Source organism: Massilia sp. Masssp94 (assembly GCF_059491305.1).
This window is the reverse complement of record NZ_CP168501.1, coordinates 2673381-2698015: the sequence shown is the minus strand read 5'-3', so window position 1 is coordinate 2698015 and position 24635 is coordinate 2673381. Positions and strand designations below refer to the sequence as shown.

Annotated in this window: 19 protein-coding genes; 7 read left to right on the top strand and 12 right to left on the bottom strand. The window is 63.7% G+C overall.

Going from position 1 to position 24635, the window contains the following annotated elements; translation table 11 throughout:
* The first annotated feature begins 83 nt into the window (after nucleotides 1-83).
* From ACEN9G_RS11980 to ACEN9G_RS11965, 4 genes are read left to right on the top strand one after another with little or no spacing between them, the layout of a single operon-like run.
* Nucleotides 84-704: a hypothetical protein gene (locus ACEN9G_RS11980; RefSeq protein ID WP_413337317.1), complete on the top strand. Its 621-nt coding sequence runs from the start codon at nucleotides 84-86 to the stop codon at nucleotides 702-704.
* A gap of 18 nt (nucleotides 705-722) precedes the next feature.
* The gene (locus ACEN9G_RS11975; RefSeq protein WP_056134231.1) at nucleotides 723-989 is read left to right on the top strand and encodes an HPr-rel-A system PqqD family peptide chaperone; all 267 of its coding nucleotides are present in this window, start codon (nucleotides 723-725) and stop codon (nucleotides 987-989) included.
* On the top strand, nucleotides 983-1900 hold the full coding sequence (locus tag ACEN9G_RS11970) for an HprK-related kinase A (RefSeq protein WP_413337318.1): 918 nt from the start codon (nucleotides 983-985) through the stop codon (nucleotides 1898-1900). The genes ACEN9G_RS11975 and ACEN9G_RS11970 overlap by 7 nt, the downstream gene beginning before the upstream one ends.
* A complete protein-coding gene (locus tag ACEN9G_RS11965; RefSeq protein ID WP_483126669.1) occupies nucleotides 1897-2979 on the top strand; it encodes a nucleotidyltransferase domain-containing protein in 1083 nt (360 codons plus the stop codon). Before ACEN9G_RS11970 ends, ACEN9G_RS11965 begins: the two co-directional genes overlap by 4 nt.
* Before the next feature lie 65 nt (nucleotides 2980-3044).
* Here ACEN9G_RS11965 and ACEN9G_RS11960 read toward each other — a convergent pair whose 3' ends face one another.
* The 11 genes from ACEN9G_RS11960 to ACEN9G_RS11910 form a co-directional block, all read right to left on the bottom strand.
* Nucleotides 3045-3941 carry a PEP-CTERM sorting domain-containing protein gene (locus ACEN9G_RS11960; RefSeq protein WP_413337320.1) on the bottom strand — a complete coding sequence of 299 codons (897 nt, stop codon included), beginning with the start codon at nucleotides 3939-3941 and terminating at the stop codon, nucleotides 3045-3047.
* 310 nt (nucleotides 3942-4251) lie between these two features.
* Nucleotides 4252-5163 carry a PEP-CTERM sorting domain-containing protein gene (locus tag ACEN9G_RS11955; protein ID WP_413337321.1) on the bottom strand — a complete coding sequence of 304 codons (912 nt, stop codon included), beginning with the start codon at nucleotides 5161-5163 and terminating at the stop codon, nucleotides 4252-4254.
* 187 nt (nucleotides 5164-5350) lie between these two features.
* On the bottom strand, nucleotides 5351-6640 hold the full coding sequence (locus ACEN9G_RS11950) for a glycosyltransferase (protein WP_413337322.1): 1290 nt from the start codon (nucleotides 6638-6640) through the stop codon (nucleotides 5351-5353).
* A 79-nt stretch (nucleotides 6641-6719) separates the two neighbouring features.
* Nucleotides 6720-7778: a nitroreductase family protein gene (locus ACEN9G_RS11945; RefSeq protein WP_413337323.1), complete on the bottom strand. Its 1059-nt coding sequence runs from the start codon at nucleotides 7776-7778 to the stop codon at nucleotides 6720-6722.
* Complete coding sequence (locus tag ACEN9G_RS11940; RefSeq protein ID WP_413337324.1) at nucleotides 7775-8662, bottom strand: ThiF family adenylyltransferase; 888 nt, start codon at nucleotides 8660-8662, stop codon at nucleotides 7775-7777. The genes ACEN9G_RS11945 and ACEN9G_RS11940 overlap by 4 nt, the downstream gene beginning before the upstream one ends.
* Before the next feature lie 68 nt (nucleotides 8663-8730).
* On the bottom strand, nucleotides 8731-9507 hold the full coding sequence (locus tag ACEN9G_RS11935) for an N-acyl amino acid synthase FeeM domain-containing protein (protein ID WP_413337325.1): 777 nt from the start codon (nucleotides 9505-9507) through the stop codon (nucleotides 8731-8733).
* A 119-nt stretch (nucleotides 9508-9626) separates the two neighbouring features.
* On the bottom strand, nucleotides 9627-12407 hold the full coding sequence (gene prsT, locus ACEN9G_RS11930) for an XrtA/PEP-CTERM system TPR-repeat protein PrsT (protein ID WP_413337326.1): 2781 nt from the start codon (nucleotides 12405-12407) through the stop codon (nucleotides 9627-9629).
* 179 nt (nucleotides 12408-12586) lie between these two features.
* Complete coding sequence (locus tag ACEN9G_RS11925; RefSeq protein WP_413337327.1) at nucleotides 12587-12907, bottom strand: hypothetical protein; 321 nt, start codon at nucleotides 12905-12907, stop codon at nucleotides 12587-12589.
* Between the two features lie 43 nt (nucleotides 12908-12950).
* Entirely contained in the window at nucleotides 12951-16238 is a 3288-nt protein-coding gene (gene icmF / locus ACEN9G_RS11920) for a fused isobutyryl-CoA mutase/GTPase IcmF (RefSeq protein WP_413337328.1), read from the bottom strand.
* 85 nt (nucleotides 16239-16323) lie between these two features.
* Nucleotides 16324-19899: an indolepyruvate ferredoxin oxidoreductase family protein gene (locus tag ACEN9G_RS11915; RefSeq protein ID WP_413337329.1), complete on the bottom strand. Its 3576-nt coding sequence runs from the start codon at nucleotides 19897-19899 to the stop codon at nucleotides 16324-16326.
* Nucleotides 19900-20077: 178 nt separating this feature from the next.
* Nucleotides 20078-21007, bottom strand: coding sequence for a LysR substrate-binding domain-containing protein (locus tag ACEN9G_RS11910; RefSeq protein ID WP_413337330.1), 930 nt, complete (start codon nucleotides 21005-21007; stop codon nucleotides 20078-20080).
* Between the two features lie 133 nt (nucleotides 21008-21140).
* Between ACEN9G_RS11910 and ACEN9G_RS11905 the strand changes: the two genes are divergently transcribed.
* The gene (locus ACEN9G_RS11905) at nucleotides 21141-22361 is read left to right on the top strand and encodes an HD-GYP domain-containing protein (protein WP_413337331.1); all 1221 of its coding nucleotides are present in this window, start codon (nucleotides 21141-21143) and stop codon (nucleotides 22359-22361) included.
* A gap of 3 nt (nucleotides 22362-22364) precedes the next feature.
* Here ACEN9G_RS11905 and ACEN9G_RS11900 read toward each other — a convergent pair whose 3' ends face one another.
* Nucleotides 22365-23402, bottom strand: a complete 1038-nt coding sequence (locus ACEN9G_RS11900) for a GGDEF domain-containing protein (RefSeq protein ID WP_413337332.1) — start codon at nucleotides 23400-23402, stop codon at nucleotides 22365-22367.
* Nucleotides 23403-23789: 387 nt separating this feature from the next.
* Between ACEN9G_RS11900 and ACEN9G_RS11895 the strand changes: the two genes are divergently transcribed.
* Together ACEN9G_RS11895 and ACEN9G_RS11890 are read left to right on the top strand one after the other, a co-directional pair.
* On the top strand, nucleotides 23790-23969 hold the full coding sequence (locus ACEN9G_RS11895; protein WP_056134270.1) for a Flp family type IVb pilin: 180 nt from the start codon (nucleotides 23790-23792) through the stop codon (nucleotides 23967-23969).
* Between the two features lie 62 nt (nucleotides 23970-24031).
* Complete coding sequence (locus ACEN9G_RS11890; protein WP_413337333.1) at nucleotides 24032-24556, top strand: A24 family peptidase; 525 nt, start codon at nucleotides 24032-24034, stop codon at nucleotides 24554-24556.
* Nucleotides 24557-24635 lie beyond the last annotated feature (79 nt).

Sequence of the window (24635 nt, the reverse complement as noted above, 5' to 3'; positions counted from 1 at the left end):
CTTCCAGGAACCACGTTGGCGTAAAACTTGCTTGATCAGGTACTGGTCGCCCTCAGTGAGCGACAACATTTTGGGGAACGCACGTGGCTACCGAACATCAAGATAACGACAAGATCGAACCGGCGCCGTCCTTGACCAAACGGGGCGCGGCACGCCGTCGCCTGGCCAAAGCCGGCATGGGCGCGGGGGTACTCGCGACGCTGGAAAGCAAATCGGCGATGGCGTCGATGGTCTGCAGATCGCCTTCGGGCTCGCTGTCGGACGGCTTGTCGACGAGTCATTATGGGCCGAAGGCGCCGGCCTGCGGCGGCCTGTCGCCCGGTTACTGGAAACAGCCCCAGCACGCCTGGCCGGTGTCGCGCGACCTCAAGTTCACCGATGTCTTTTATGCGGCCAGCCCCGGCACGGCCTGCCCGGTACGGGCAGCCTCGTACGACGAGGGCAAATGCTACAACCCGGGTTCGTACTTCTGCGCCAAGCTGGAAGACATGCTGAACCCGCAGCCGTTCGACACGAACAAGGTCGGCATGCACCTCGTGGCGGCTTACCTGAACCTCGAGCAGAAACTCATCGACTTCATCGACCTGAACGACCTGAAGACGATGTGGAGCGAGCTGCAGACCACGGGCCGCTACAGCCCGACCGCCGGCGTGTATTGGGACAATGCGCAGGTCGCCAACTACCTCTGCTCGATCCACGACTGAAGACAGGCGGCGAAACGCATGTGGCGTCTGATGCCTGGCCAGGCGCTGGCCTGCCGGGAATGGGATGGGGAAGCCGTGCTGTACAACGACTTGTCGGGCAATACCCACCTGCTGGATGGCGCCGCGCTCGACCTGTTGTTCGCCCTGCGTGACGAGCCCGCCGATGCGGCCGGGCTGGCCGGCCGCCTGGCCGACCGCTTCGATGCCGGCGACGACGACCTCGTTTCCCTGATCGACGAGATGCTGGCAGCGCTTGCCGGGCTGGACTTGATCGAGCCATGCTGACGGTCGGTTCGCTGTCGCGCGCCGAACTGGCGGCACACCTGTCCGGTGACGGTCTCGTGTTGCGCACCGGCCCCTTCACCAACCGCATCCGCAGCGACGTGGCGCCCTTGATCGACAGCGTCGCGCTGATGTATGCGGATTACCCCGTCGAGCCTGTGGGCGGCTTCGTCGACTTCCACCTCGAACTGCGACGTTCGGGCGGCTTGCGCCGCTGGTACAAGTCGCAGGTACATTTCGCCTACGACGGCACCACGCCGTTCCAGCCCCTGCCGCTGGCGCAGGCGTATCCGATGCTGGAATGGACCATGAACTGGTGCGTCTCGCACCGCGCCCACGGCTACCTGATCGTCCACGCGGCCGTGCTGGAGAAACATGGCCGCGCCATTATCCTGCCGGCACCGCCCGGCTCCGGCAAGAGCACGCTGACGGCCGCCCTGCTGGGCCACGGCTGGCGGCTGCTGTCGGACGAGATGACGCTCGTGCGCCTCGACGACGGCGTTCTCGTGCCGCTGCCGCGCCCGGTCAGCCTCAAGAATACGTCGATCGACATCATCCGTGCGTTCCGTCCGGACGCCGTACTGAGCCGGCCCGTGGAAGAAACGACCAAGGGAACGATCGCCCACCTGAAGGCGCCGGGAGCAAGCATTGCCCGCGCCCTCGAACCCGCGCGCCCGGCTTGCATCGTGTTCCCGCGCTGGGAAGCCGGTGCCGCCATCGCATTGGATCCGCTGCCGAAGGCGCGCGCCTTCATGCAGGTGGCCGACAACTGTTTCAACTACCAGGTGCTGGGTGCGCGCGGCTTTACGGCCCTCGGCGGGCTGATCGACGCCAGCGACGCCTACACGTTCCGCTACAGCAGCCTGCCCGAGGCGATGGCGCTGTTCGAACGCCTGGTGCCGGGGGGCGCATGATGCCGCTGCTGATACGCGTGTTGCGCGATCCGGGCACCGTGCAAGGGCTGGACGACGCCGGCTGGGACCTGCTGCTGCGCCAGGCCGACGCCGCCAACCTCGACGCGTACCTGCTCGTCCTGCTGGAAGATGCCGGCCTGCTCGATGCCGTTCCCGCCGCGCCGCGCGCGCACCTGGAGTGGACGCGCGTGGGCGCCGCCGGACATGCCAGGGCGGCCCGCTACGAAGTCCGCCAGATCGGCCGGGCGCTCGACGGGCTGGGATTGCCGCTGATCCTGCTCAAGGGCGCCGCGTACGCGATGGCGGGCCTGGACGCCGGCCGCGGCCGCCTGTTTTCCGACATCGACATTCTCGTGCCGAAGGCGCGGCTGCCCGAGGTCGAGGCGGCGCTGATGATGCATGGCTGGATCACCACGCACCACGATGCCTACGACCAGCGCTACTACCGGGAATGGATGCACGAGTTGCCGCCGATGCAGCACGCCCGGCGCGGCAACTCGATCGACGTGCACCACGCGATCCTGCCGGAAACGGCCCCCGTGCGCCCGGATCCGGCCAGGCTGCGCGCGAGCGCTCGTCCGATCCCGGGCGAGCCGCATCTGGCCACGTTGTCTCCGGCGGACATGGTCCTGCACAGCGCCGTGCACCTGTTCTTCGACGGCGAATTCGACAAGGGCTTGCGCGACCTCGTCGACCTGCACCGCCTGCTGACGCAGTTCGGCCAGGCGCCCGGGTTCTGGGAGACGTTGCCGGCGCGGGCCCGCGAGCTCGAGCTTGGGCGGCCGCTGTTCTATGCGTTGCGGTATTGTCCGCGCCTGCTCGGTACCGTCGTCCCGCCGGCCGCGCAGGCGGCGGTGGCGTCCGAGGGACCGAACGCGGCCCTGCTGTGGCTGATGGACCGGTTGTTCGCGCGCGCGCTGCTGCCGCTGCATGCAAGCTGCGCGGACGCATTCAGCGACGTGGCGCGCTTTGCCTTGTACGTGCGCGGGAACTGGCTGCGCATGCCGCCGCTGCTGCTGGCCCGGCATCTGTTTCATAAAGCCTTCCTCAGCGGGAAGAGCGACACACAGGCAGCCTGACCGTCCGCGCATAAAAAAACCGCGGCCGAAGCCGCGGTTTTGCATGGTGCCGATGCCTGTCCGGATCAGGCCTTCGGAGCGCGGCGGCGCTTGGCGCCGACCAGGCCCAGCATGCCCATACCCAGCAGCATGATGCTTGCCGGTTCCGGCACGCGGCCGTTTTCGACCGAGAAGGCGCCGTCGACCTTGAACACCAGGTCGTCCGGCGTCACGCTGTAGTCCGGGAACAGGGCGTCGCCACCTTTGTGGAAGCCGTTGGTCAGCGAGTCGCCGGCCGGCAGGTTCAGGTTCGAGTCGTATTTGAACGTCACGCTCGTCAGGCCAGCCAGGTAGTCCTGGTTGATGAAGTCGCCCGACTCGAGGATCGCAGCGGTCATCTTGGTCGAACCGATGCCGACGCCGGTAGCGCTGTCGGTGGTGAACGTCGACAGCGTGACGTTCGGATCGACGGTCAGCAGGGCAACCATGATGCCGTCATCGAAACCGGTGCCGGTGCTGGTGAAGGCGTTGGCTTGGGTGTCGTAATAGATGGCGACTTTATTCGCGCCCGGGGTGTTGTTCAGGCCAAAGCTGGCGTTCAGCGTGGTGCCCGCCGTGCTGGACGTTTTCACGAATTCGCTCAGCTTTGCCACGATCGTGAATTCGAAAGCCGAGGAGTCGTTCGGGGCGCCGTCTGCGGTCGAGTCCAGGTTGCCGCGGAAATTGGCGGTCGTGCTGCCATTGACGGCGGACAGGTTGGCTTGATACAGGAAGTCGAATTGTTTGCCTACGGTCAGTTGCTGAGCGCTCGGGATCCCCTTCGCGACGCCGCTACCGGTCGAGTTCCAGTCCAGGCTGGTCGCGTTGGTAGCGTAGACACCGCCGCTACCGTCTTGCAGAGTAAATGCTTGTGCCGACGATGCAGCGAATGCGAAACCGAGTGCGGCTGCAACCGGAATCAATTTGCGGAACGAAATCTTCATGTTGGCTCCAAGTGGATGCTTATTAAGTTGTTCGGTATAGGCGCCGCGTTCTGCGGGCTTGTTCCTACTTAATGCAAACGCCGTGCCAGTCTTTTCTTTTCGTTATAAATCAAAAGCTTAGGTCACAAACTTGCGTCCCGGGTAGGCCAACTGTAAAAAATTCCGATTTTTTATGTGTCCTTGCGTAAAGTTTTTAGATGTTTTTGGGAAAGAATGCGCAAAGGAAATCGGTCATATCATAAAGAAAGTTGCGCACAATAAAAAACCGCGGCCGAAGCCGCGGTTTTCGTGATGCCGATGCCTATCCGGATCAGGCCTTCGGAGCGCGGCGGCGCTTGGCGCCGACCAGGCCCAGCATGCCCATACCCAGCAGCATGATGCTTGCCGGTTCCGGCACGCGGCCGTTCTCGACGGCGGTCGCGCCGTCGACCTTGAACACCAGGTCGTTCGGCGTCACACCGTACGCCGGGAACAGGTCCGTGTTGCCGCCGGCGCCAGAGTGGAACGAGCTGGTCATCGAGTCGAGTGCCGGCAGGTTCAGGTTCGAGTCGAACTTGAAGCTCACGTTCGTCAGACCCTTCAGATAGTTCTGATTGATGAAGTCGCCGCTTTCCATGATCGAAGCCGTCATCTTGGTCGAACCCAGGCCGTTGCCGGTGACGACGCTGGTGGTGAACGTGGAGAGCGTGCTGGCCGGATCGACGGTCAGCAGGGCAACCATGACGCCGTCGTCGAAGCCGGTGCCGGCGCTGGTGAAGGCGTTGGCTTTGGTGTCGTAGAAGATCGCCACTTTGTTGGCGCCGGCGGTGTTGTTCAGGCCGAAGGTTGCGCTCACCGTCTTGTTGACCGGATCGACCGACGACGTTTTCACGTATTCGCTCAGCTTTGCCACGATCGTGAATTCGAAAGCCGACGAGTCGTTCGCCACGCCGTCCGCGGTCGAATCCAGGTTGCCGCGGAAGTTGCCGGTGGTCTGGCCGTTAACGGACGACAGGTTCGCCTGATACAGGAAGTTAAAGGGGTTGCCTTGCGTCAGTGCCACGCCGTTGGCGATGCCTTTGGCAACGCCGCTGCCGGTGGAGTTCCAGTCCAGGCTATTCACGTTGGATGCGTACGTTACGCCAGCACCATTTTGCAGGGTGAATGCTTGTGCCGACGATGCGGCGAAGACCAGACCAAGGGCGGCTGCGACCGGGATCAGTTTGCGGAACGAATTCTTCATGTAGGCTCCAAAAGTGGATGCGTGTTGGGTTTGTCGGTTAAACCGCGTGCTCGTTGATGCGGCTCATGCCAACCCTTATGCAAATGCCGTGCCAGGAATTGTTGTACTGTTCTAAATCAACGACTTATGAAAAAATGCAAGAAATTACCCGATTCGGGGGAAGGGCTGCTGTAAAAAATTCCGACAGTCACTGAATAGCGTTCGTTAACGTGTTTTTTTGATTCTCGGTTGCAACGGAATTGCTGTCCACGTAAGCGGTCGGTGCATGGCGATGGAATGCCTGTACGCCTTCCAGAAACGCCGTCATGCGTTGCGCCGCCGGATAGTTGGAGAAGGCGTCGGCCACGCGACGGGCGCCTGCCCTCAGCGCCGGATCGTCGAGCATTGTGCGCACCTGGCGCGTCAGCTTCTTGGCGCGGAAGCGGTCGGCGCGCAGCAGGGCGCCGGCACCGGCCTTGATGACGCCGCTCATGTTCAGGAACTGGTCGAGATTGCTGGCAATGCCCAGCACCGGCACGCCGGCAGCCAATGCCTGCTGGCTGGTCGGGCTGCCGCCGTTGCAGACGACGAGGCTGGCGCGCTTGGCCGCCACGTCGCCCGGCAGATAAGGGGCAACGAACGCATTCGCCGGCGCACCGGCCACGTCGATCGTGCCGGCCGTGGCGGCGATGACCGTCACCGGCAGCGGCGCCAGCGCTTCCAGCACCAGCGGCAGCAGGCGGCCCTGGCCGGAACTGCCGAGCGTGACGTAGACGATCGGCTTATCTTCGGGCAATTTATCCCACCAGTCCGGCTTGGCCAGCGGCGGCGCCCAGATGATGGGGCCGATGTAGGCATGCTGCTGGGGCAGGCTCTTCGGCGGAAAGAGATCGGGGACGTCGGCGTACATGCTGTAGTCGGCGTCCGTATAGACCTTGCGCAAGTCGGTACCCAGCGACGGCAGGCCGTACTGGCGGCGTACGCGGTTCAGCGGCACGGAATGCGAGGCGAACGCGACCGGACGCGCCATGCGGAAGATCGCATTCGCGATGCGGATCGGCAGCAGGCGCGTCAGCGGGATGTGCGGCACGGCGTAATGCTGCACGACGTACGGGCTCCAGTAGGCGTTCATCAGCGACACGTACGGGATCCGGCGCAGCCGTGCACTGACCGAGAGCGACAGGCGGAAATCGCCGACGACGATGTCCGGGCGGACCGCGTCGAGCACGCGCAGGTCGTCTTCGACGTAGCTGGCGAGCGTCGCCGTGCTGTACACCGGCTTGCCGCCCGCGAGCGCGTCGAGGAATTGCTGGCTCGGAATGCTGTGGATGGTCCAGCGGGTGAACTGCGTCCCGTTGAAGCAGAATTCGTAGCCGTCCGCGCACGCGACGTGCACGTCGAAACGTGCGGGATCGAGAGATTGCGCGAGCGCGATGGGGCGGCCGACGTGGGCGAGCGTCACGGCTTCCGCAAAGAACAGGATTTTGATACGTTCCATAGGGGTATCGATAGAAAGATGGTTGCGGGAACGTGCCGGGCGGACGGCGCCGGCGGCGCGGACATCCCGCGCCGCCGGTTTACTTCATCAGTTCTTCGAGCGGCTTGCGCAGCGAACGGGCCTGGGGCGCCGGACCTGCGCCGAGCCGGCCCATGAAGACCGGATGGCCGTTGCCGGTGCCGATCAGCTTGTGCAGACGTTGCTGCAATTGCCGCGCCGAATGGTGCAATTTGTCGACGGTCGAGAACGGCTCGCCATGCTGCACGTAGGCGGAAAAGATCAGGGGCGTCATCTCCGGCTGCATCGCGAGGCCCAGGTGGGTCAGCGTCAGCCAGAAACGCTGCACGGCGCGGCCGGCGGCGACGTGATCCTCGACCGTTTCCGGCGCGTGTCTGGCCATGATGACGAAGTGGGCGGCGCAGCGCAGACCCGGCACGAGGTCCATCTGCAGGCGCGGCGCCCAGGTGCCCATCAGCCGGTTCATCGTCGACAGGCGGCCCCAGCTGACCATCGCCCATTTCATCAGGCGCAGGGTGGCGGCATCGACGCCCAGGGCCTGGTCGGGCACGCGGTCGGGGCTGTGGCGTGCGTTCCAGTGGATGATGCGGCGGTGTACCTCGTAGGCTTCCGGCATCGTCAGGCGCAGCTTGGCGTTCGAAAACATCAGGCGCGCCGCGGCCAGTTTGCCGCTGAAGCCTTCGATCCAGCGCACTTCGTAGCCGGGGCCGACGCTGTCCTCGAGGGCACGTTTTTCTTCGGGCAGCAGGGGGCGCGTGCTCATCGCGCGGCGCTGCACGCTGCGGGTCGTGATGGCGCCCAGCAGCGGACTCGGCTTCACAGCGGGATCGGGCACGAAGCGTACGTCGAACACGGGCAGGTGGTCCTGGTCGTCCGGACGCCGGGTGATCTCGGCGCGCAGCCCGTGGGCGGTGGCGGCGATCGCCATCGTTTCCAGCAGGGTGCCGTGCGAGATCTGGCTCGGGCGGCCGCGGAAGTCGTACACCGTATCCTCGCGCGTATCGTGGAAGTGCACGGCCACGTGGTCGGGGCCGAGCACTTCGAAACGCCACACCTGCGTGTTGTCGCCGCTCGGCGCCCAGCGCGCCAGGTCGAGGATGTCGCGGAGGGTCTGGTTCATGCCTGTACCGCTTTCCCGGCGAGCTGGCGCGTCATCTGGCGCTTGGCGACGGCGATCATCAGGCGGTGGAACGGGTTGCCGTTGCCGCCCGGGCGCCAGGTGTGGGCCAGCTTGTTACGATAGGCGTCGAACTGCATGCCGTGCGGCGCGGCCAGGACCTTGCCGCGTCCCAGCAGGATCTTCAGCGCCTCGGTGGCGACGATGCCGGCGCACAGCTGGCAGGCCATGAACGTGGAGGGACCGCGGCGCTCGGCGAAATTGACGGCGTCCGGCACGACGAGGTACGGGCGGTGCAGGCCGGCCGGCGCCAGGCCGACGACGAAGCGAATGGCCTTGTCCAGTTCGGGCAGGTCGCCCCATTGGAAATATTCTTCGAACGTCATCTGGCCCGGGATGAAATTCAGCAGGGCGGCACCCATGCCGAGCGGCGCGGCCGTCGTGGCCGGGATGCCGAGGCGGGCGCAGGCGGCAAACGTCTGCTGGCGGGCGTCGAAGGCAAAGAAGTCGAGTGCGTCGACGTAGAGGTCGACGCCGTCCAGGAATTGGTCGAGATTGCCTTGGTTGACGCCGTCAGGAAAGATCTTGACGTCGATTTCGGGATTGATGTCCCTGGCCATGCGGGCCAGCACTTCGGCCTTCGGTTGGCCGACCGTCGACATCATGGCGCCGACCTGGCGGTTGAAGTTGACGATGTCGAAGGTGTCGAAGTCGGCGATATGAAACTTCGCCACGCCCAGGCGAGCGAGGGTGAGCAGGTGTACGCCGCCGACCCCGCCGCCGCCGGCAATGGCGACACGCTTGCCGCGCAGGGTCTGCTGTTCTGCAGGCGTTACCCAGCCGATATTGCGCGAAAACGCCTGTTCATAGCGGAACGGATTTGTCATTGATGAGGAAAAACGGTTTTATCGATAAAACGGCCGAAAGCACCGATATCTGCTACGCACAGCGCGTTTTATGCGTGTTGTTCGTCCATGCGCAGGAGGCGGTTGATGATGCCTCGTTCTTCACGCGGCGAGAAGAAATAGGGGTAAAACGAACGTTCGGACACGTTGTTATCGGCGCTGAATGTGCCACCGTATTTCTGGATCTGTTCCGTCACGAATTCCAGGTTCACCCGCAGCAGGTAGGCCGGTGCCTCGACGCGCGGATTGACTTTCAGTTCGCCCTCTTGCTGGAAGCCGAGCATGCGTTCGTAAAAACGGCGATGGCGCGGATTCACTTCGATGACGATATCCGTGCACTGGTGGATGTCGCGGGCATAGATCACGGCCAGGTGAAACAGGTTGGCCAGCGACGTTTTCGAGCGGACCGACGGGTCGAACGCCAGCTTCGTGAACTCGCACAGGCGCGCCCCCTTGTTGCGGTGCGCGTCCAGCTCCTCCTTGAAGATCTGGTCCGCCATCAGGCCAATCGGCGAATCGATACCAATCGTGAGCGTACCGACCACGTCACCCTTGTCGGTGGCGGTGAGGGTAATGCGATTCGGGTCGTCGCTGAATTGATGGGTACCGGCATAACCGCGCCAGGCATACATCTTGTTGATCAGCATACTTGCCGAATTTCGCCCGTCCGCAGTATCGGTAAGCCGGATTCCATACGAATCGTGGTTCACGATAACATCCTCATATTGCGAGGGCGTCATATTATCGCGATCACCAAAATCATGAGCGTCCGATAGGGATGCGGCCGAACCACCCTCTGGATCCTTGAAATCGTCGAAAGTCGTCATCGCAGGATTCCCCAATTGTTTAAAAACGTTCGCGTACTGCGAACGGAAGTTCTGGTCGCCCTACGCCCTGGCGGTGCCGGGCGTGGATTATTATTTATTTATTAATGTATATTAGCTTCTTACAAAGCCTTTAGCAATGCGCGCGCTTCATCGGCCTGGGCGAACGATTTGTCGTCCGCCAGAAGCTTGTCGAGCTCCTTTCGCGCGCCCGCCTTGTCGCCCGATTTGCTCAGGCCCACTGCAAGGTGGTAGCGCACTTCCGACGACTTCGGCACCAGGGTGCTGGCTTTCTGCAGCAGCGGCAGGCCGCGGCCCGTATTGCCCTGTTCCACCAGCAGCCAGCCCAGCGTGTCCATGATGCCGGCGTTGTTCTCAGCAAGTTTATATGCCTGCTCGGCCGTTGCAAGTGCGCGCGGATCTTTCACTTGCTGATAAGCATACGCCAGGTTGTTCAGCGCGGCAGCATTGTTCGGCGCGCGCTTGACGATGTCTTCCAGGCGTGCGATCGCGGCCTTGTAATCCTTGGCAACCAGATGGTTCTCGGCGACGTACATGCCGACCAGGATGTCGTTCGGGTGGTCCTTCAGGAATTGGGCTGCACGGGCTTGCGCTTCCTTGCCCTTGCCGGTCAGCGTCATGGCCTGCAGGGATTTCATGAGGATTTCCGGCGCCTTGGCGATCGCGAACGCCTTGTCGTAGGCGGGCAATGCCTGCGCCGGCTTCCTTTGCGACATCAGCACGTCGCCTTCGGTGGCGTAGCCGACGGGCGACTTGTCGTCGATCTTCTGGATTTGGCGAGCCATGGCCAGCGCTTCGTCCCCGCGGCCCATGCGCACGGCCAGCTCGACCTGGGCGAGACGGGCGGCGATCAGGTTCGGTTGCAGGTCGATGGCGCGCTTCAGGTCGTCGGCCGCAGCATTATTGTTCTGCATCAGCATGTGCACACCGGCCAGGCGCAGGTGCGGCGCGGCCGATTTCGGGGCCAGGTTGACGAGCTTGCTGTAGGTTTCCAGCGCCCCAGCCGTGTCCTTGTTGGCGATCTGGGCCTGGCCCAGCAGTTCCACCAGTTCGGGATTGGTCGGGTTGGCGGTCTGGACCTTGCGTGCCAGCGTCAGCGCTTTTTGTGCCTGTCCCGTACGCAGATAGTGCCGGCCGAGGTTGAGCGCCGGGCCGACGGCTTCCGGCTTCACATTGCTGGCCTTCTCGAACCAGGACGTCGCTTCTTCGGGATGATTCTGCATCGTCGCCAGTTCGCCCAGGGCGCGCATCGCGTCGACGTTGTTCGGTTCCTTCTGCAGGACTTTTTCGTAGCGCTGCTTGGCGGCGTCGGGTTTCTTCTCGACGAGGTCCAGGCGTGCCAGGTTCTGGACGGCCGGGATGAAGGTCGGTTGCAGGGCCACGGCCTTGTCCAGCGCGGCACGGGCGGCAGGCACGTCGCCCTTGACCATGTTGACGGCGCCGCGCAGGGTCAGCACCTGCGGATTGTCGGGCTGTTGCTTTTCGAGCGCGTCGATGGCGGCCAGCGCCTTGTCGTAATGCTTGAGGCTGATTTCCGTCTGGACCAGCGCCATCGTCGCCTGCGCCGACTTCGGGTCGAGCTCCGTGGCCTTCTGCAGTTCGGACAGGCCGCGTGCCTGGTCGCCCTGGGCCAGCTTGGACAGGCCGAGCGAGGTACGCAGGCCGGCCGCCTTTGGTGCCAGCGTCGTGGCTTTTTCCAGGTAGACGCTGGCTTTGTTGAAGTCGCGCACCTGCATATAGGTTTCGCCGGCCAGCGCGAGTACCTGCGGATCGTCCGCCGCGTTCTTCAGTGCCGGCGCGAGCGTGGCGGCAGCGTCGTTCGGTTGCGCGCTCTTGAGCTGGGCCTGGGCCAGCAGCTTGCGGGCGTACACGTCGTCCGGATTGAATTCCAGGTATTTGCGCAGGTGCTGGTCGGCTTGTTGCAAGGCACCGAGGTTCAGTTCCGATGCGCCCGCCAGCAGCACGCTGGGCATGTGATCGGGCGCGACTTTCAGTACGCGTTGCAGGGCATCCTGGGCAGCCGAATACTTACCTTGCGAGAATTCGTACAATGCGCGGGTATAGGTCACGAGCAGATTGCCGGGCGCATTCTTCTCGGCCGCGTCGATTTCCGCTTTTGCGTCCGCGAACTTGCCGCGGGTGATGTTGACGTAGGCTTTCTCGATGTGCGCCGTGCGATGGTGCGGATTCAGCGCCAGCGCCTGGTCGAAGGCGGCGAGCGCCTCGTCGGACTTGCCCTGCGTGCGCAGCAGCGAGCCGCGCGCCATGAAGACATCCGCATTCTTCGGATCCTTGGCCACGGCCTCGTCGATGTAACGCGCGGCCGCGTCCTTGTCCTGCTTGGCGACGGCGTAGCGCGCCAGGCCGAGCAGGGCGTCGCCGGCATTGGCGTTCAGCGCCAGGGCTTGCTCGAACGCCTGCTTGGCTTCGTCGAGCTTGCCGGTGGCCAGCAGGGCGTCGCCGCGCAGCGTCAGCAACGGCGCCGATTTGGCGGCCACTTCCGGCGTGACTTCGTCGAGGATTTCCTTGAACTTGCCTTGCTGCGACATCGCCCTGGCCAGCTGGGGCAGCACGCGGTCGGCGGCGATCCCATTCGAGCGGGCCTTGCGGAATTCCTTCTCGGCCGAGGGGAAATCGCCCATGTTGAGTTGGAGGTTGCCCAGCTCCATGCGCGCCTCGCCGTTTTCCGGGCTCTTTTCGACCGCATTCTTAAGCTGAATCATTGCCGACTTCAGGTCACCTTTTTGCTGATACTGCCTGGCTTCAGTCAGCAGCTGCTCGGTCGACTGCGTGGAGCGGCCGCAGGCGGACAGCCCGGCGACCATGAACGCGCCGGACAGGATGGCAGCGGTAAGTTTCAGCTTGTTGGGGTGACGCGGCATCTGGCATTCCTCGAGATATGTATCGTAACTGCAATGGTGTGCGGATTCCTCTTCAACAATAATACCTGAAGGAATACTAACAAAGACGCACAAGTTTGCCGTCGTGTTGCAAATCCCCCCACCAAAGTGGTGGAAGTCGGTCACATTTGACGTCATATCTCGACAATATGACGACTATATTACGATCCTGGGCCGTTTTCGCCTTTGCGCAGCCGGCTCAGCAGGGCTTCGACGTTGTCGCCGACGGGCAAGCCATGGCGACGTAACAATTGCACGTGCAATACAAGGTTTTCGAGCACGAGCTTGGCTGACACGGCCAGCAGGGTCATCAAACGGTCTTCGGTACTGAAGTTTTCCATCGAGGCGGCCATCTCGCACAGGTGGCTGGCGACGAGTTCACGCAAGTCGTCCTCGGGAAAGGGCAGGTCCGCGAAGTCGATCGGGTCTTCCTGTTCGACTTCGCGCATGAGGGCGGCGAGTTGTTGCGGCTGGATCGGCATACATGGCTCCGGTGATGGTCCCCGGAGCCATTCTAGGGCAGGACTACATATTGCGGCGATACTGTCCGCCCACCTCGAACAAGGCCGTCGTGATCTGGCCCAATGAGCAGACGCGTACGGCGTCCATCAGGCGGGCAAACACGTTCTCGTTGTCGATGGCGGCCTGTTGCAGCGCGGCCAGCGCGGCCGGTGCCTCGTCCGCATGACGGCGGTGGAAGTCTTCCAGGCGCGCGAGCTGCGACTGCTTTTCGTCGTCCGTGGAGCGGGCCAGTTCGATCGTCGCCGGGGCCTGTGCCGCCTTCGGGTTGCGGAAGGTGTTGACGCCGATGATCGGAAGGCTGCCGTCGTGCTTGCGGTGCTCGTACAGCATCGACTCTTCCTGGATCTTGCCGCGCTGGTAGCCCGTCTCCATCGCCCCGAGCACGCCACCGCGCTCGGCAATGCGCTCGAATTCCTGCAGCACGGCTTCCTCGACGAGGTCCGTCAATTCCTCGAGGATGAACGAGCCCTGGTTCGGGTTCTCGTTCCTGGCCAGGCCCCATTCGCGGTTGATGATCAGCTGGATCGCGAGCGCGCGGCGGACGGATTCGTCGGTCGGCGTCGTGATCGCCTCGTCGTACGCGTTCGTGTGCAGCGAGTTGCAGTTGTCGTAGATCGCGATCAGCGCCTGCAAGGTCGTCCGGATGTCGTTGAAGTCGATCTCCTGCGCGTGCAGCGAGCGGCCCGACGTCTGGATGTGGTACTTCAGCTTTTGCGAGCGGTCGTTCGCGCCGTACTTGTCGCGCATCGCGACGGCCCAGATGCGGCGTGCCACGCGGCCCAGCACCGTGTATTCCGGGTCCATGCCGTTCGAAAAGAAGAACGACAGGTTCGGCGCGAAGTCGTCGATGTGCATGCCGCGCGCGAGGTAGGCTTCGACGAAGGTAAACCCGTTCGACAGGGTGAAGGCCAGCTGCGAGATCGGGTTCGCGCCCGCTTCCGCGATGTGGTAGCCCGAGATCGACACCGAGTAGAAATTGCGCACCTGGTTCTGGACGAAGTATTCCTGGATGTCGCCCATGACCTTCAGCGAGAATTCCGTCGAGAAGATGCAGGTGTTCTGGCCCTGGTCTTCCTTCAGGATGTCCGCCTGGACGGTGCCGCGCACATTGGCCAGCACCCAGGCACGGATCTTCGCGGTTTCGTCGGCGTTCGGCTTGCGACCGTTGTCGCGCTCGAACCTGTCGAGCTGCTGGTCGATCGCGGTGTTCATGAACATCGCGAGGATGGTCGGCGCCGGGCCGTTGATCGTCATCGACACGGACGTAGCAGGGCTGCACAGGTCGAAGCCGTCGTACAGCACCTTCATGTCGTCGAGCGTCGCGATCGACACGCCGGAGTTGCCGACCTTGCCGTAGATGTCCGGCCGCAGCGCCGGGTCGGCGCCGTACAGGGTGACGGAGTCGAACGCCGTCGACAGGCGTTTCGCGTCCATGCCCTGCGAGACCAGTTTGAAGCGCCGGTTCGTGCGGAACGCGTCGCCTTCGCCGGCGAACATGCGCGTCGGATCCTCGCCCTCGCGTTTGAAGGGGAACACGCCGGCCGTGTACGGGAACGCGCCCGGCACGTTTTCCAGCATCAGGAAGCGCAGGATCTCGCCGTGGTCTTCGAAGCGGGGCAGGGCGACCTTGCGCACCTTGTTGCCGGACAGCGTCGTGTAGGTGAGGTTCGTGCGGATTTCCCTGTCGCGGATTTTCACGACGTGCTCGTCGCCCGCATAAGTCTCTTGCAGCTGCGGCCAGGACGCGAGCAGCTTCTTCGCCTCGCCTTCCATCGCGTTGTCGCGTTCCGTGATCAGGTCGTCGAGGACCACCTCACGGTTGGCGGCGGCCAGCATGCGTTTCGTCTCCGTCAGCTGCTGGCGCTCGCGCGCGAGCTTGACCTGCTTGCCGACGTTGCGGTGGTAGCCGCGCACGGTGTCCGCGATCTCGGCCAGGTAGCGCGCGCGCGCGGGCGGCACGATCACGTTCTTGCCGCTCGAGTATCTGGTCGCGGGTTTCGGCAGCTTCGGCGTTTCCGTCTCGAGGCCGAATTCGGCCAGCGCCGGCAACAGGCCGAGGTACAGCGCGGTGACACCGTCATCGTTGAAGCGCGACGCCTGCGTGCCGTAGACGGGCATCTCGTCCGGCGACTTGCTCCACAATTCCTTGTTGCGCTGGACCTGCTTGGCCACGTCGCGCAGCGCGTCCTGGGCGCCCTTGCGGTCGAACTTGTTGATGGCGATGAAGTCGGCGAAGTCCAGCATGTCGATCTTCTCGAGCTGCGACGCGGCGCCGAATTCCGGCGTCATCACGTACATCGACACGTCCACGTGCGGCACGATGGCGGCGTCGCCCTGGCCGATGCCCGACGTCTCGACGATGACGAGATCGAAGCCCGCCGTCTTGCACGCGGCGATCACGTCGGGCAGCGCCTGCGAGATCTCCGAACCCGCTTCGCGCGTAGCCAGCGAGCGCATGAATACGCGCGCCTGCCCGTTCCACGGGTTGATCGCATTCATGCGGATGCGGTCGCCGAGCAAGGCGCCGCCGGATTTGCGGCGCGACGGGTCGATGGAAATCACGGCAATGTTCAGGCGGTCGCCCTGGTCGAGGCGGATGCGGCGGATGAGTTCATCCGTCAGCGACGATTTGCCGGCGCCGCCCGTGCCGGTGATGCCCAGCACGGGGACCTTCAGGCCTTCGGCCGTGTCCATGATGCGCTTGCGCAGGGAGGCAGCAGCCTTGCCGTTTTCCAGTGCCGTGATCAGTTGCGCGAGCGGGCGGTGGCGCTGCTCGATCGGACCCGTCTGCAGCGGCTCGAGCGTGGCCGGCGCATAGGTCGACAGGTCGACGTCGCACGCTTCCAGCATCGAGCGGATCATGCCGACGAGGCCCATGCGCTGGCCGTCTTCCGGCGAGAAGATGCGCGTGACGCCATAGGCATGCAGTTCTTCGATCTCGTGCGGGACGATGACGCCGCCGCCGCCGCCGAACACCTTGATGTGGGCGCCGCCGCGCTGGCGCAGCAGGTCGATCATGTATTTAAAATATTCGACGTGGCCGCCCTGGTAGCTGGAGATGGCGATGCCTTGCACGTCCTCGGCCAGCGCGGCCGTGACGACTTCGTCGACCGAGCGGTTATGGCCCAGGTGCACGACTTCGGCGCCGTTCGTCTGCAGGATGCGGCGCATGATGTTGATCGAGGCGTCGTGGCCGTCGAACAGCGAGGCGGCGGTGACGAAGCGGACTTTGTTGGACAGTTTGGCGTGCTCCGGCAGGTCGAGCTTGGCGGCAGGCGTGATGTCGTTCATGGTGTTCCTTGGAAAACGGAAGCGAACTGGGGGTTCTTTGTACGGTATATGACGTTAACGTAAACGTCAAGAATGGTTGTCGGCATCATGCGGCACGCTTCTTGATGTTGCCAGAGAGGAGCGCCTGCTTGCGCACGCGATACTCGGCCACGGCCTGTTCCTTGACGTGGCCGAAACCGCGGATCTGCTCCGGCAGTGCCGCCAGCTCGACGGCGACGCCGTGGTTCGCGGCATCCAGCGACGCCAGCTGCGCCTCGATCATGTCACGGTATTCGGTGACGAGGGCGCGCTCCATCTTGCGCTCGGCCGTGTAGCCGAACACGTCGAACGCCGTGCCGCGCAGCCCTTTCAGCTTCGCGAGCAGCTTGAACGCACCCCACATCCACGACCCGAATTCGGCTTTCACGAGGTGGCCCTTGGCATCCTTCTTCGCGAACAGCGGCGGGGCCAGGTTGAATTTCACGCTGAACTTGCCGTCGAACTGGCTTTGCAGCTGTTCCACGAAACGGCCGTCCGTGTACAGGCGCGCCACTTCGTACTCGTCCTTGTAGGCCATCAGCTTGGCATACGATTTCGCCACGGCCATCGAGAGCTTGTTGCCCAGCTTGAGCGCCGACTCGCGTTCGCGCACGCGCGCGACCAGCGTTTCGTACTGCGCCGCATAGGCCGCGTCCTGGTAAGCGGTCAGGAATTCGACGCGTTTCCTGATCACGCTGTCGAGGCTCTGCGGCATTTGCAGCAACACCGGCTGCGCCGGGATCGCAGTGCGTTCGACGCGTTGCAGGTCGACGGCGGCGCGGCGGCCCCACAGGAAGCTGCGCTGGTTCGATGCGATGGCGACGCCATTCAGTTCGATGGCACGCAGCAGCGATGCTTCCGACAGCGGCACGAGGCCCTTCTGCCACGCATAGCCCAGCATGAACAGGTTGGCGGCGATCGAATCGCCCATCAGCGCCGTCGCCAGCTTCGTCGCGTCGAGGAAGTCGGCGCCGGCCTCGCCGCCGACCGCTTCCACGATCAGCGCACGGACCTGGTCGGCCGGGAATTCCCAATCTCTCTGCTGGGCGAAGGTGCCGGTCGGCTGCTCGTGCAGGTTGACGACGACCATCGTGCGGCCCGGGCGCATCTTCGAGATGGCGTCGGCCGCGCCGGCCGTCAGCATGTCGCAACCCAGCACGAGGTCGGCCTCGCCGGTTGCGATGCGCTGGGCGCGCAGGCGTTCCGGCGTCTCGGCGATCTTCACGTGCGACGTGACGGAGCCGTTCTTCTGGCTCATGCCCGTCATGTCCAGGACGGACGCACCCTTGCCTTCGAGGTGGGCCGCCATGCCCATCAGCGCGCCGACGGTGATGACGCCGGTGCCGCCGATGCCGTTGATCAGGATGTTGTAGGGCGCCGCGATCGAGGGGAGGGCGGGCGTCGGCAGCGGACCCCAGCCATCATCGCCATCCTTCCTGCTGACGCCGGCCTTGTTCTTCTTCAGCGTGCCCCCTTCGACGGTGGCGAAGCTCGGGCAGAAGCCCTTGGCGCACGAATAATCCTTGTTGCACGCCGACTGGTCGATGGCGCGCTTGCGGCCGAATTCCGTTTCCTTCGGCAGGATCGAGACGCAGTTCGACTGCACGCCGCAATCGCCGCATCCTTCGCACACGGCCTCGTTGATCACCATGCGTTTCGCCACGTCCGGGAACTCGCCCTTTTTTCGGCGCCGCCGTTTCTCGGCCGCGCAGGTCTGGTCGTAGATCAGGACCGTCACCCCGGGGATCTCGCGCAGCTCGCGCTGCACGTCGTCCATCTTGCTGCGGTCGTACAGCGTCACTTCCGCCGGCAGCGCGGAACGGTCTTCGTAACGCGACAGGTCTTCCGTGACGAGCGCGATGCGCTTGACGCCTTCGGCCGCCATCTGGCGCGCGATCAACGGCACGGACGTGGTGCCGTCGACCGGCTGGCCGCCCGTCATCGCGACTGCGTCGTTGTACAGGATTTTATAGGTGATGTTGACCTTGGCCGCGATGGCGGCGCGCACGGCGAGATAGCCCGAGTGGAAATAGGTGCCGTCGCCCAGGTTCTGGAACACGTGCGGCACCGTGGAGAACGCGGCCTGGCCGATCCACGGCGCGCCTTCGCCGCCCATGTGCGTCGTGAGCTTGTTCATCTCCGGGTAGATCGACGTGGCCATCACGTGGCAGCCGATGCCGGCCAGCGCGAACGACCCTGCCGGCACCTTCGTCGACGTGTTGTGCGGGCAGCCGGAGCAGTAGAAAGCGGGGCGGAACGGCGTCGTCACGGCCTTTTTCAAGACAGCGTCCTTCGCTTCGAGGAAAGCGAGGCGGGCCTTGATCAAATCGCGCGTGCGGTCGTCGAGGGCAAGGCGGGTGATGCGACCGGCGATCACGCGCGCCACCTGCGCGACGGAGAAATCGGCCTTCGGCGGCAGCAGCCATTCGCCGCGCGGCGCGACCCATTCTCCCTTTTCGTCGAACTTGCCGATCACGCGCGGACGCACGTCGTCGCGCCAGTTATAGAGCTGTTCCTTGAGCTGGTATTCGACGACCTGGCGCTTCTCTTCGACGACGAGGATCTCGTCCAGGCCTTGCGCGAATTCGCGCACGCCTTCCGGCTCCAGCGGCCAGATCATCGCCACCTTGAACAGGCGCAGGCCGACTTGTGCCGCCATCGCTTCGTCGATGCCCAGTTCTTCCAGCGCTTCCAGTACGTCCACGTACGATTTACCCGACGCGATGATGCCGAGCTTCGCATCCGGGCTGTCGATCGTCGTGCGATTCAGCTTGTTTTCACGCGCATAGGCGAGCGCCGCATAGATCTTGTAGTCCTGCATCAGGGCTTCCTGATTGCGCGCCTGCTGGCCCAGCGGGATGGACGAGAGCTTCGTATTCAGGCCGCCTTCCGGCATCGCGAAGTCCTGCGGGATTTTCACGTCGACGCGGAACGGATCGGCGTCGACCGAGGCGCTGGATTCCACCGTGTCGGCCAGCGCCTTGAACGCGACGGCCAGGCCGGAAAAGCGCGACATCGCCCAGCCGTGCACGCCCAGGTCCAGGTATTCCTGCACGTTGGACGGATACAGCACGGGGATCATGCAGGCGGCGAAAATATGGTCGGACTGGTGCGGCAGGGTCGACGAATAGGCGCCGTGGTCGTCGCCCGCGACGAGCAGCACGCCGCCGTTCTTCGCCGTGCCGGCATGGTTCATGTGCTTGAAGACGTCGCCGCAGCGGTCCACGCCCGGACCTTTCGCGTACCACATCGCGAACACGCCGTCGTACTTCGCCGGGCCGATCAGGTCCACGGTCTGCGTGCCCCAGACGGCTGTCGCGGCCAGGTCCTCGTTCACGCCCGGCACGAACTGGATGGATTTCGCTTCCAGGTGACCCTTGGCCTTCCACAGGTTCTCGTCCAGGCCGCCCAGCGGCGAGCCGCGGTAGCCGGAGACGAAGCCCGCGGTGTTCAGACCGGCCTGCTCGTCGCGCAGTTTCTGGATCATCGGCAGGCGCACGAGGGCCTGGATGCCGGACAGGAAGATCTTGCCGGAGGTGGCGGTGTACTTGTCGTCGAGGCTAACGTCTTTGAGGGGGGCGGGAACGGCGGGCGCGGCGGGGATGGACGCGGATGCGCCCTGGCCCAGGACGGTGTCAGGCATGGTGTCTCCAAACTTTGTGTTTTCAGATGGACCCGTGCCGGAGGCGCGCCGGGTAGGCGCTGGCCGGAATGGGTCCGGGTGCCGCTTTGGCGGCTGTTACACCAAGTGTAGAGACAAGTTGACGTATACGGAAATACGGAATGGGGATGGAGCCATAAGAAAAAATGATGGCTCGGGACTACACTTTCCGTGCGCCGATCCAGCGGCCCTCGGCGCACAGATCGTGCGCCACCTGGACCACGAGGCGGCTGACGGCCGCCGCCGCATTCGTGAGCGGGATATTGCGCGAGGTGCACAGGACGACGGTGCGCGCGATGGCGGGATCGCGGATGGCCAGCGCGCGCATGGCCCCGCGTTCGACCTCCGTCAGCACCGGCGCGACGGGCAGGATGGTGGCGCCCATGCCGGCGAGGATGGCCGATTTCAGGATCGCGATCGAGTTGATTTCGATGACGCCATGTGTGGCCAGGCCCGCGGCGCGCGCCGTGCTTTCGATGCGCGGCCGCACGCCATGCTGCAGGCCCGGCAGGATCAGGGTGGCGTCCAACGCATCGCGCAGGGTCAGGCTGTCATGGCCGGCCGCGGCGGCCGCGTCGGCGCGGCAGATGAAGCGCAGTTCTTCCTCGACGAGCGGAATGGCGGTGAAGCTGCCGAGCTGGCCATCGTCGAACAGCACGGCCAGGTTGATGCGGCCGGCACGCAACTGCTCGGCGAGGCTGCCGGTGATTTCCTCGGTCAGCTGCAGCGTGATTTCCGGGTAGCGCTGGCGGATGGCCGTCAACAGCGGCAGTGCGAGGGCGTCCGAAATACTGTGCGGCAGGCCGAGCGTGACGCTGCCCGATGGCCGTTCGGCCGATTGCACGACGGCGGCCTGCGCATCCGCCACCTGCTTGAGGATGGCTTGTGCATGTTCGTAGAACACTTTGCCGGCGTCGGTGTTGAGTACGCCTTGTGCCGAACGGTGCAGCAGTTGCACGCCCAGTTCCTCCTCCAGCTGGCGCAATTGCTGGGTCAGTGCCGGCTGCGCCACGTGCAGGACCAGTGCGGCCCGCGACAGCGACCCATGGTCCACGATGGCAACGAAATAGCGCAGCTGACGGAGTTCCATCTTGTAAATATCTGTCTCTTTATGGCTACAAAACGCAACCAAAAGTTCATTATTAAAAAGTTTCTTTTCATCAAGTTGTTATACTTGAACGACGTCGGTCGCGGCGAGATTAACACACACCTTCTGGAAGCCCATGCTCAAGAAAGTCGCTTCTTCCCGGTTGCGCGTAGGGATGTTCATCCATGACCTCGATTGCGGCTGGATGGAGCATCCTTTCGTGCGCAACCGCTTCCTCCTCACCTCCGAGGATGAGGTCCGCAAGATCGTGACGTCCGGCATCCGCTCCGTGACGATCGACTGCACGCGCGGCCTGGACGTGGCCGACGCGCCGACGGTGGCGGAAGCGGAAGCCGCAACGGAGGCCGAGGTTGCCGCGATCGCCGCCAAACCGGTGGCGCCGCTGCGCACCACGCTGGCCGAGGAATTCGACCGTGCCCTGGCGATCCGGCGCCAGGCCGCCGGCCTCGTCAAGACCGTGATGCAGGATGCGCGCCTGGGCAAGGCGGTGGAAATGGACAAGGTGTCACCGATGGTCGAGAGCATCACCGCCTCGATCCTGCGCAATTCATCCGCGTTGCTGGGGCTGTCCGCCATCAAGACCAAGGACGATTACACATTCCTGCACTCGGTCAGCGTCTGCACCCTGTTGGTCGCCTTCTGTCGTTCGCGCAAGCTGGATGCCGCGACCACGTACCAGGCCGGTATCGGCGGCCTGCTGCACGATACGGGCAAGGCCCTGGTGCCGGACGCCATCCTGAACAAGCCGGGCCGCCTGACCGACGAGGAATTCGAGATCGTGCGCCGCCACCCCAGGGACGGCTACGACATCCTGCGCCGTTCGTCCGAGATCGGTCCGATCCCTCTCGACATCACCTTGCACCACCACGAGCGGCGCGACGGCACGGGTTATCCGGACCGCCAGGGCGAACAGGAGATCAGCGAGCTCGCGCAGATGGCCGCGATCGTCGACGTCTACGATGCCATCACGGCCGACCGCTGCTACCACAAGGGCATCCCGGCGGCGGAGGCGCTGCGCAAGATGTACGAGTGGAGCAAATTCCACTTCAATCCCGCGCTGACGCAGGAATTCATGCGTTGCGTCGGCATTTATCCGGTCGGGACGCTCGTCCTGCTGGAATCTGGCCGGCTGGCCGTGGTCGTCGAGCCGCACGAAACGAGTCTGCTCACGCCCAAGGTCAACGTGTTCTACAGCACGAAGAGCCAGACTTATATCAAGCCGGAGACGGTGGACCTGGCGCGTGGCGTGGGCTTCGGCGGCGCCGACAAGATCGTGCGCCACGAATCGCCCGACAAATGGCAGGTCGACCCGCTGCGTTTCCTGCAGGTGGCCTGAGCCTCAAAAGAATTCGGCGGTGTCGTTGGAGGCGACGGTCTGCAGCAGGCCGTGCGCGACGAGGTCGTCGTAATGGCAGGCGCGGTTGCGCCCATTGCTTTTCGCGTAGTACAGCGCCTGGTCGGCGTGGCCCAGCGTGACCACAGGCGAATCGTATGCGCTGATGCTGACGAAGCCGACGCTGACCGTCACCCGTCCCACCTGCGGGAAGACATGGCTCTCGACGTTGATGCGGAAGCGCTCGATGATCTTCCAGGCATTGTCGAGCGTGGTCGAGCGCAGCAGCACGACGAACTCTTCGCCGCCGAAGCGGAACACGCGGTCCTGGGCGCGGAACGACGATTGCAGCAGGTTTGCGATCAGGATCAGCACTTCGTCGCCGTACAGGTGGCCGAACTTGTCGTTGACGGCCTTGAAATGGTCGACGTCGACGACGGCCAGCCATTGCTTTTCCTGGGCATGGTGCTGGCGCCGCTCCGGCTGGCCCGGCAGGCGCGGATCCCGTTCGTGGGCATTCTGCAGCATGCGCGCCAGCTGGTCGTCGAACGTTTTGCGGTTGAGCAGGCCGGTCAGCGAATCACGCTCGCTGTAGTCGAGGAGGTTCTGGAAATTCCGGTAAACGCCGACGATGCCGCCGATCACGTACACGGTCTCGCGCGAAAACGCCTTGTCGTCGCGGATTTCCAGGCACGTCGTGGCCTTGTCGCCGAACCAGATCGGCAGCCACAGCACGCGCATGCCGTCGGCCGTGATCGCTTCCGCGCTCGCTTGATGCTCGGCCAGGCAGCGTTTAAGTTCGGGGAGGGCGGCCACCGGTTCGCCCAGCACGCCGTCCTGCGATTCTTCCAGGCGCGCCGCACCGCCCTGCACGATGGTCGCGCGCGCACGTAGGTATTGCTGTCCCGACACGGACGTGATGGCCAATATGCGCGTTTGTGCCGCACCGGCAAGCTCCTGCACTGCCGAGATCACGGAAATATCGAGCATCGCGTGATCGCGGTGGCCGGTCATGTCCACCATGTGTTTCAGAAGCGAATCCATGTCGTTCTCAGCAATGTAATCAACCGACCTGCAGGCTGGGCACAGCCGCCGTCGCGTTCGCAGGTATCAGGCGTTTCACAAAGGGCAAGCGAAACAGGATATAGCGTTTTTGCATTCTAGGCAATTATGCAAATGCAATTTTTTTAGCCTGAGTGAATTTTCTCAAAGCCAAACTACAACGTGTTCCCCTGGCTAGGCGGATTTTGATTCTGATGAACAAAAAATAGTTCCGCGCAGCAAAGTTGTTGGTGGTCAACTTGCCGTACGGCATCAAAACTTATAGTGAACTCACTGGCACGGAACGTAGCAAGTCAGCTGGAAGTGGTGACTTGACCAGCGTCGCCGGCCAGTAGCAGTTCTTATTAACCCACCATATGGGAGTTTGTCATGAGCAACTTCATCTCCGCAGTCAAAACCTTCGCTGCTGACGAGAACGGTGTAACGGCCATCGAGTATGGCTTGATCGCCGCCCTGATCGGCGTGGCGATGGCCGCTGCGGCAACAACCGTCGGTGAGAAAGTGGAAGGGGTATTCACCTACGTCGCAGGCAAGCTGGTTACCCCGTAATCGTCATGCCGTGGTAGCCCTCCGGGTCCCCGAGCCCGGGGGGCTTTTTTTTGGGAGCCGTCATGCAAATCGACCAATACCGCGATGCGCTGCTGCTGCTCATGGTCAGTATTGCCGCCGTCAACGACCTGGCCACGCGGCGTATCCCGAACCGTCTTCTGTCCGCCGGCATGACCGGTGCGCTGTTCCTCCACCTGCTGTCCCCCGAACCGGGCGCGGCCCTGCTGTCCGCCGTCGGCGGCATGCTGCTGGGCCTGGCCATCTTCCTGCCGTTCTACCTGGTGCGGGGAATGGCGGCCGGCGACGTCAAGATGATGGCCGTGATCGGCTTCTTCACCGGTCCGGCCGAAGCATTCCAGATCGCCGTTTTCACATGGTGTGCCGGGGGGGTGATGGCGCTCTTGCTGATACTGCTGCGCAGTCGCCTGCGACTGGCCCTTGTCAACATCGGCCACCTGCTGTCCGGACTCATCGTACCGGGCTCGAAATTAGCCGACATGACGCTCCCGCAAAGTGCCGGTTCGATGCCCTACGGGCTGGCCATCGCGGCCGGTACGATCGTCGTTCTGGTCACTCAATATGGATGAGCCCGCTCTTGGCAAAGCTCAAGGGTGGCCAAAAGACCGGTCGTTAGAATCATTCTGACCTGTTTCGGAAAACAAGCAA